Annotated in this window: 9 protein-coding genes; 2 read left to right on the plus strand and 7 right to left on the minus strand. The window is 49.3% G+C overall.

Annotation, left to right across the window (positions count from 1 at the left end; all coding sequences use genetic code 11):
- Positions 1–140: 140 nt before the first annotated feature.
- The 7 genes from AC5JLB_RS09810 to rppA form a co-directional block, all read right to left on the minus strand.
- Positions 141–965, minus strand: a complete 825-nt coding sequence (locus AC5JLB_RS09810) for a trypsin-like peptidase domain-containing protein (protein WP_495873649.1) — start codon at positions 963–965, stop codon at positions 141–143.
- Between the two features lie 194 nt (positions 966–1,159).
- Complete coding sequence (locus AC5JLB_RS09815) at positions 1,160–2,449, minus strand: M28 family peptidase (RefSeq protein ID WP_495873650.1); 1,290 nt, start codon at positions 2,447–2,449, stop codon at positions 1,160–1,162.
- A gap of 150 nt (positions 2,450–2,599) precedes the next feature.
- Complete coding sequence (locus AC5JLB_RS09820; RefSeq protein ID WP_495873651.1) at positions 2,600–3,898, minus strand: sensor histidine kinase; 1,299 nt, start codon at positions 3,896–3,898, stop codon at positions 2,600–2,602.
- A 156-nt stretch (positions 3,899–4,054) separates the two neighbouring features.
- Positions 4,055–4,921, minus strand: a complete 867-nt coding sequence (locus AC5JLB_RS09825) for a metal ABC transporter permease (RefSeq protein ID WP_495873652.1) — start codon at positions 4,919–4,921, stop codon at positions 4,055–4,057.
- 11 nt (positions 4,922–4,932) lie between these two features.
- Positions 4,933–5,679 (minus strand): metal ABC transporter ATP-binding protein, encoded by a 747-nt coding sequence (locus AC5JLB_RS09830; protein WP_495873653.1) that lies wholly within the window; start codon positions 5,677–5,679, stop codon positions 4,933–4,935.
- A gap of 19 nt (positions 5,680–5,698) precedes the next feature.
- Entirely contained in the window at positions 5,699–6,694 is a 996-nt protein-coding gene (locus tag AC5JLB_RS09835; RefSeq protein ID WP_495873654.1) for a metal ABC transporter substrate-binding protein, read from the minus strand.
- Between the two features lie 152 nt (positions 6,695–6,846).
- Entirely contained in the window at positions 6,847–7,524 is a 678-nt protein-coding gene (rppA, locus tag AC5JLB_RS09840) for a two-component system response regulator RppA (protein ID WP_495873655.1), read from the minus strand.
- Between the two features lie 117 nt (positions 7,525–7,641).
- On the opposite strand from rppA, the gene AC5JLB_RS09845 reads away from it, so the two are divergent.
- Both AC5JLB_RS09845 and AC5JLB_RS09850 read left to right on the plus strand, forming a co-directional pair.
- Complete coding sequence (locus AC5JLB_RS09845) at positions 7,642–8,019, plus strand: hypothetical protein (protein WP_495873656.1); 378 nt, start codon at positions 7,642–7,644, stop codon at positions 8,017–8,019.
- 98 nt (positions 8,020–8,117) lie between these two features.
- The gene (locus tag AC5JLB_RS09850) at positions 8,118–8,612 is read left to right on the plus strand and encodes a hypothetical protein (RefSeq protein WP_495873657.1); all 495 of its coding nucleotides are present in this window, start codon (positions 8,118–8,120) and stop codon (positions 8,610–8,612) included.
- Positions 8,613–8,704: the final 92 nt, after the last annotated feature.

An 8,704-nucleotide genomic window follows, 5' to 3' on the forward strand; every position in this document is an offset into this window, starting at 1 on the left:
GTATCAGTTCAACTCTTCAGCTGCAATTATGAAGAAACGTATGCGTTCGCCCTACCCTGTTAGTATTGCCATCAACAACACCTATCAAGGCAGCTAAGGCAGCGTGCGCTAGTACGTGGCGTCAGCGATCCACAAGAAGTTTATTGATTTCCAAAGACCGAAGCAGAGCTTGCTTGAGCCATCAACTGAGCGGCAACTTCCTGAGCGCGATTGATCGGAATGGCAAATCCCAAGCCTTGTGCGCCTCGCAGAATCGCTGTATTCATGCCAACGACTTGTCCGCGCTGATTGAGCAACGGCCCGCCAGAATTACCTGGGTTAATGGCAGCATCAGTTTGAATATAGTTGACTCGCCGATTAGCCCCGATCGCCCTACCTGAGCGCTCGGTGGCACTAATGATGCCAACCGTGACCGTATTATCGAGTCCTAGCGGGTTGCCAATCGCGATCGCCCATTCTCCTGGCTTGGCTTGGTCAGAGTTGCCTACACTGACCGTCGGTAAATTGGTCGCTCCAATTTTGACGATCGCGACATCAGTTCGGCGATCGGCTCCAACGACTTGTCCTGTAAATTCACGTCCATCTTTCAGCGTAACAGTGACTCGATCGGCACCCTCCACAACATGAGCGTTGGTCATGACTAAGCCATCTGACCGAGTAATAAATCCCGACCCTGTGCCTTGAACACTCCCTTGCGCCGAATTGCTGGAGCGACTGCGCGAAGAATTGATTCGCACCACGGCGGCTCCAGTTTTCTCAACAGCGGCAGATATGAAATTATCATCGGTTTGCCCTAAGCCGACCGCAGGAACTTGAGCAATTCTTACGGAGTTACCTTCGGCGCTAAACGCGGGCTGAGGCTGAAGCTGAATTGGCGTTAAGTTCGCCCCGACCAAGGCACTGACTGCCCCGACAGAAACCAAAGAGAGAGAAGCAAACGACTTTTTCAGGAAACGATTAGACATTGGTGTAGTTCAATAATGTGAATTGAAGCAAACTAATATTTACTGTCATTACTGGTGCATTCGATTTGCGTAACTGGTACGTTCATACGCCCGTTACACAAACGGTTGCGATTGCGATCGCAATTACAATTGGTAGATCCAAGTGATAGATGCATTTTTTTGGACAGCATAGGATTCTCAAAAATTGCTAAAGCTTAGTCTGACTTGAGAATCTGCTGCACAATACTTGTTGCTGTTTGCGTTGTCTCAGCCAACAATTTTGAGTCTGTTACTTTGTCAGTTGGCGTGTGGTAGTTCGGGTCACTGCCCCGGTAGAAGAATAGAACTGGCACATTTTTGGCAGCAAAAGATGCATGATCACTGCCTCCATTGACAACCGACTGTGGAATTGAAGATTTAGATTTGGTGCTGCCTGGTACTTGAGCCGCACCGATCGCTGTGAGCGACGGCGAACCTCCGAGCCGAAGCTGCTGATTGACGCCAACCATATCAAAATTGAGCATTGCCTTGAGTCCTGAAAGGAACTGAGGCTGAGCCGTTTCCACAAAAGCACGTGATCCTCGCAGTCCATCTTCCTCACCATCAAACGCAACAAACCACGCTTGACGAGCTTGGGGCGTGTTTGCCATTCGACGCGCCATTGCCAGAACAACGGCTGTTCCAGAGGCATTATCATTGGCTCCAGGCGAACCCGCTACGGAATCGTAGTGTCCTCCGACTAGTACCTGTGGTTGCGTCACGCCATCAAGATAGGCAATGATGTTGCGTCCGGTGACGGTGCGCCGTTCTGTATTGACCGTTAGATTTACGGTTGTGGGTGTGGCTTGAGCGCGATCGATTAAATCATTGCCTTGCTCTCTTAAGAGCGATATTACCGGAATGGTCGAAGTACCCGTCAGCATTCCGCGCAGCGTTCCGGCTTCGTTGTTAACAACAATTAAGCCAACTGCGCCTGCTTTAGCCGCATTCTCGGCTTTTTGAGTAAACGGAATTTCGCCGCGCCGTACGATCGCAAGGCGACCTTTGACGGGCTGATTGACAAAGTCTGCGGGTCGCCCGACATTGGGAATGGCGACTAACGGAGTGGTCAAATTGCCTGCAACCGAGCCGTTAAGCGCCTGTCCTTCAAACCTTGTTCCACCCACAGTCACGCTCGATCCCAGGTCTTGGAACTTAGCGTAAGTAAAGGGTTGGACTTGGGTTTGATAGCCTGCTTTGCGATACTCCTCGATCAGGTATTGACTGGCTTTTTCATTAGCTGGTGTCCCCGCTACCCGTGGGCCTAACTTGACCAAAGCTTGAACCGTTGCATCTGCCCCGCTGCTCTCTTGAGCTTCTGCGTTTGCAATGGGAGAAATTCCTTCTACAACTCGATTAGAAGCACTGACACAAGCAGTTGAGAGAGAAACAAAGGTGGTCGCTAGGGCAATCTGTAAGCTCAGACGTAAACGTTGTTTGAATCGTTTGGATGCAGATCTGATCACCGTTTATCCTTGAAATGACTGAAGCGTTGACAACCATCATCGATACCAATCCTCACCCACTGCATTGCCGATCTGTTGGCGATCTGTCTTCCGTAGCCACGTGTAAGGAAGATACTATTTAGTGTGACAAGCAATTGTGACAAAGAAATGTCACCTTCTAGATTTAGGCTTTAGCGGGAGTTCGATTTGAAACGTGGAGCCTTGCCCGACCACACTAGTTACACTAATGCGTCCTCGATGAGCTTGGATAATTTGGTGGGCGATCGCTAACCCCAGCCCAAAGCCTCCCGTCTGCCGCGATCGCGCAACATCAACTCTGTAAAAGCGCTCAAAAATATGGGGCAAGTCGGCGGCAGGAATTCCGATTCCCGTGTCTTCAACCTGAATCACAGCTTGTCCCGCTTGAGTCAACCCCCGTAGATAAATCGTGCCTCCAGCAGGCGTGTATTTGAGAGCATTGCTCAGCAAGTTGACGATCGCTTGCTTGAGCAATTCGGCATCGGCATTGAGATAAATCGGGTGGTCAGGCAATTGAGCTACTAGATGGAGCGATCGCTCGCTTGCTTGCAGCGTCAGGTCAGACAGCGATTCGCCTCGTGAAGCTCCGCGCGATCGCAGGAGTTCGACTACATCAATCGTAGTCAGTCGATCAGGATCAAGACCATCATGGCGTGCAAGAAAAAGCAGATTGCTCACCAGCGCACTCATCGATTTTGTAATGTCAACGATTTGTTCTAGCCGAAACTGTTGCTCCTGCGGCTCTTGGGGAGGCATCAGCCCGACTTGGGCATTGCTTAACACGGCTGCGATCGGGGCACGCAATTCATGAGATGCATCGGCGGTGAATCGCTGAAGCTGATCATACGATCGACGGGTGGGTTGCAGTGCCAATCCACCTAAAAACCATCCAGTTGCCCCGATCGTAGCAAACGCCGCTGGAACCCCCAGAATCAGAAAAAATCGGGTTTGATTTAAGCTGTGTCGTAGTGGAGTGAGAGAGGTTGCCACCTGAAGATAGCCTACCAGTCGCGTGTTTTGGCGAATCGGCAGCGTCAAAGCTCTCAACCATTCGTTTTGAGAACCGTTTTGAGAACTGCTGGGCGTTGAGGTAAAGGTTTGATATCCCTGAAACAGAGCCGGACGTGGTGGGCCTGGTGTCCCGGCAAATTTCACCAATTGTCCTTGAGCGTTGTACCAGCGAATATAAGCAACCTCACCGCTTAGAGCAGGTTGATTCCTGAGAAACGGGAGGTCTTGCGGGTTCCATTGAGCGTCTCCTTGGTTGCGTCCCGTCGCGATCGCTAATGTGCGTTTATACAGCGTTTCATCTAAGCTACTCAACTGCTCTTGGACGATGAGATAATAGCCAACTCCAGCAAAGATAACGAGAATGCTGCCCATCGATAGGGCAAACCAGTAGGCCAAATTCCGGCGACTGCGATCGAACATAGAGTTTGATCATACCTGGGAGGTTATCTTGCCTTTAATTTAGGTTCTGTCCCATGGCTAGACTTTGTTAACTACAGCTTATCGCTCTGGTCAAACTGGATAGGAGTTGCCGCGTGGTTAGTTCCTTACTTCTTAATAATCGGTTGAAACGCTGAATCACGGAGATTCGCTGAATCGCTTGTTGGATCTAACTAGCAATCCATGTTTGGGTGCAAAAATCATCGCAATCACAAACAACAGGGTTTGTAGCACCACAATACAGCCGCCTGTTGAGCCGTCGATGTGATAGCTGATATAGGTGCCCACTACGCTTGAGAACACCCCAGAGGCGATCGCAATCCAGGTCATCTGGTCGAAGCGATCGCTGAGCAAATAGCCAACGGCTCCAGGTGTCACCAGCATTGCTACAACTAAAATAATGCCAACGGTTTGCAAAGCCGCGACGATCGTCAACGACAGCAGCGTTAGAAACGTGTAATTCAGAGCGGTAACATTGAGTCCAATCGATCGGGCATGGGTGGGATCAAAACAAAACAGCAATAGATCCTTTCTCAACAATAAGATGATTGTTAATGTAATCAAGCTAATAATTGCAGTTTGCACAATGTCACGATCAGGAATTCCTAATACATTGCCGAACAAAATGTGCTGTAAGTCAATGTTACTTGGGCTTTTAGAAACTAAGACTAATCCCAATGCAAAGAATCCTGTAAACACTAGCCCAATTACCGTATCTTCTTTGATACGGGTTTTAGATTTGATAAAGCCGATCGCCAATACAGAACTCAAGCCAAACACAAATGCACCGATCGCAAACGGGATGTTCAGAATATAGGCAAGCACCACTCCAGGCATGACGGCGTGAGAGACGGCATCGCCCATCAGCGCCCAACCTTTGAGCGTCATGTAGCAAGACAACACGGCACAAACCAGCCCCACCATTGCGCTGACAACCACCGCTTTCACCATGAACTCATACTGCAATGGTGCAACAAACCATTGCCAGACTGATTGCATATCCATAACTTGATTTCCTAGTTCTGTTTTCTCAGCTGATGCGGCATCACCCCACCAAACGTGCGCGTTAGGTTCTCTTCTGTAAACACGTCTGCTGTAGAACCGTACGCCAAAACCGTTTTGTTGACTAACACGACCTGATCACAAAAAGTTTCGATCGAAGCCAGGTCATGGGTCGAGATCAAAATCGTATGTCCCTGATCGCGCAGTTCGATGAGCAAGTCAACCATTGCCTTTTCAGTTTTGACATCGACTCCAGTGAATGGCTCATCCAGCAGCAGAATCTTGCCCTGCTGCGCCAATGCTCGTGCCAAGAACGCCCGTTTTTTCTGACCGCCTGAGAGTTCACCAATTTGCCGATCTTTGAATTCGGTCATTTGAACTCGCGCCAAACTTTCGGCAACAATGCGGCGATCGCGAGCTTGGGGAATCCGTAGCAGATTCATATACCCATAGCGCCCCATCATTACCACATCTGACACGCTAACTGGAAAATTCCAATCGACTTCTTCCGACTGCGGTACATAGGCAATCAGACTTTGCTTTTGCACATGGCGAACTGGCAGTCCATTGATCAACACGCTCCCCGATCGCGGTGTAATGAACCCCATAATGGCTTTGAACAGGGTTGATTTACCGCTGCCATTCATCCCGACCAACCCGCTAATAGAGCTGGAGGAAAGCTGCACCGTTGCTTCATGCAGCGCAACTTTGCCATTGTAGGCAACCGTGAGATTTTCAACGTCGATGCTGATCGATTTCATTTTTTCCCTCCTGCCATCATCACGACTTGCCTTGTAGCCCATTTATTAGCGTGGTCACGTTATATTCCAACAGTTTCAAATAGGTGGGCGCTGCTCCATTCATATCTGACAAGGAGTCCACATAAAAGATCCCCCCAAACTTCGCATTTGTTTCACTGGCAACCTGCTTTTGAGCGCCGTTGTTGACCGTACTTTCGCAAAATACGACCGGAATCTGATTAGCTTTTACCGCATCCACCACTTGGCTAACTTGTTTTGGGGTTCCTTCCTGGTCTGAGTTCACTGCCCACAGATAAAGCTCTTTCATGCCATAATCACGGGTCAGATAGGAAAATGCGCCCTCACACGTCACCATATAGCGATTGTTCTCTGGCAGCACCGCAAGGTTTTTTCGCAGGGTTTGGTCAATTGCCTTGATTTGGTCACTGTAAGCTGAGGCGTTGGCATTGTAGGTTGCCGCATTTTTAGGATCTAGCTCAACCAAGGCTTTGCGAATATTTTCCACATAGATCAACGCATTCTGAGGCGACATCCAGGCATGGGGATTAGGCTTGTTCTGATACGATCCTTCTGCGATCGACATCAGTTGAATGCCTGCTGTGAGAGTGACGTGCGGCACATCCTTAACATTGCCATAAAATCGTTCTGCCCACCGCTCTAGCCCCAATCCGTTGTCTAGAATCAGATCGACGTCTTGTGCTTTTGCTAGGTCGCTGGGAGTTGGTTCATAGTCGTGAATTTCAGCGCCTGGTTTAGTCAAAGATTCAACGATCGCCTTGTCGCCAGCCACATTCCGAACCATGTCCGCCAGCACAGTAAAGGTTGTCAAAATCACTTTTTTCTCTTGCTGGACTGGGTTCGTAGGCGACTGAGAGTTGGCGGCTGTATTCTGCTGAGGTGGTGCAGTTTGGGGAGTACATCCGCCCAACCAGAGTCCGAGCAACAACCCCAATAACACGGTGCAGGAGCCTTGCGTAACGGCGGACTGTCGGGTATGGCTAAACTTCCTCTCCATGTTCTTCACAGTTCTTTCACTTTCCAAAAATTAGCATAGATGCGAAAAAATGAAAAGATTATGAAAAATCTAGTCATCAATAAGGTGTGAGGTTAGCGTTCCCCCGGTTTTGACCTTTGAGTGACGAACGATCGCGGCTAAGAAGGACTCGTTTATGCCTCTGGGCTACTGAGACGATAGCCAATGCCATACACAGTTTCCAGCCAGTCTTTAGCCTCGACCACTTCCAACCGTTGCCGCAACCGTCGCACTAGTGTTGTGACTGCATTGCTTTCAGGTTCGCTGCCCCATCCCCATAGGGCTTTCTCAATTTGCTCATGGGAGAGGACTTGGCGCGGATGACGCAGCAAATATTCCATTAGTTGAAACTCGCGCCCCGACAGTTGAACCGTTTTGTGATGGCGCTCAATAATTAGATTGGTCAGATCTAGCTGTAGATTGCTGAGTCTGAGCGTGTCTCCTTGCCAAAGCGGGGAACGCCGCCCCAACGCCCGGACTCGCGCCAGTAGCTCGACGACATCGATCGGTTTAACGAGATAGTCATCGGCCCCGGCATCTAACCCTGTTACCTTATCAACAGTGGTATCTTTTGCGGTCAACATCAGAACTGGAGACGTTTTACCTGCCTGCCGATACTGGCGGCAGAGTGCCACTCCGCTAACATGAGGCAGCATCCAATCTAAAATCAGCAAGTCATAGGATTTGTCAGTCAGCAGCCATTGCGCTGTCTCACCGTCCTCAACCGCATCTACCGTGTGTCCCGCTTTTGAGAGGGCAGTGCGGAGCGGTTCTAATTGCGCTGGGTCGTCTTCAGCCAGTAAAATTAGCATGTTGCTCTGAATAGTCTTTGCCTTTCATCCTAAGTGGAAGTCCTGGTAGAAGTCCTGCGATCGTAAGACTCTGTGCGAATTTCTGAAGGGCTGGGCAAAGCTAATTGCACTCAATTCATGCGCCAGCAGTTCACGTTTTACAGTTTGCGCCTATTAAAGTCGGCGTTTTGGCTACTTCCTGCCCTTGGCTTCGTGACGTGGGCAGCGAGTGGGGTGGGACTCGATTGGGTACTGAGCCAGGCATACCCCATGAAGAAAGCAGTACAGCTTACCGCATCTCCATCACCAACCGTTAAAGTGGTATCGATCAACGTGAGCGTGAATCAGAAGAAAGATCGCTCAACGGTCGTAGTGAACACGATAGGTTCATCGCTGAAAACGCTAAAATTTGAATTTCCGGTAAGCAATGATGAGCAGCTTGAAGCCGCGATCGCGCAAGAATTAGGAGTGTCGCGATCGCAAGTGAAGCGATTGATTCGCCAATCAGTAAAGTAGCGATTAGGGATGAATCAAACGGGCATAATGTTGACATCTTCCTGTCATAACTTCTGTTCAAAATAAAGATAAAACTTCTTTGAATTCTATTCATTACAATGCGTCTCATTACAATGCGTCACCTGTCTTCCCTTCAAAAATCGATCACTACAGCATCGCTTTGGACTGCAACCGTGGTAGGAGGTGTGTTTGCAACTCAAGGGTTATCCACTCAATTGTCACAGATGAGTTCTACACAGATGGGTCATACGTCGATGCAGTTAACCCAATCTCGTCCTACATTAGACGACTCAGAATCAGGGAATCGCGATATGCCCTTGGTTGCTATTGCTGTTGCAACAGGGGTAGCTGTAGTAGGTGTCAAAGCCGCTCAATCGTCTCACGTTAAAAATAAGTCTCAGTCATTTCAGCCTTCTGCCGTTCGTTTTGCTCAAGCAAGCCGCCCGCTGCAACGCAAGCTCCTGACTCTCGTGCATGACGATCAAAAGGTCGCCGATCGCTTGTTAACTCAAACAAAACTTCATCATCCAGAGCGTTCTATCGACTGGTGCGCTGAAAAAGTGATTTACGATCTGAAGCGCGATCGCCACTAATAAATAACAGTGGATATCGTCAGGTCTGCCAGGTCGTTCAAAAGATGGCGGTGTTGCATAATAGAGGATGATGCATCAAGGAGGATTCCTGA

This window comes from Myxacorys chilensis (assembly GCF_059505265.1).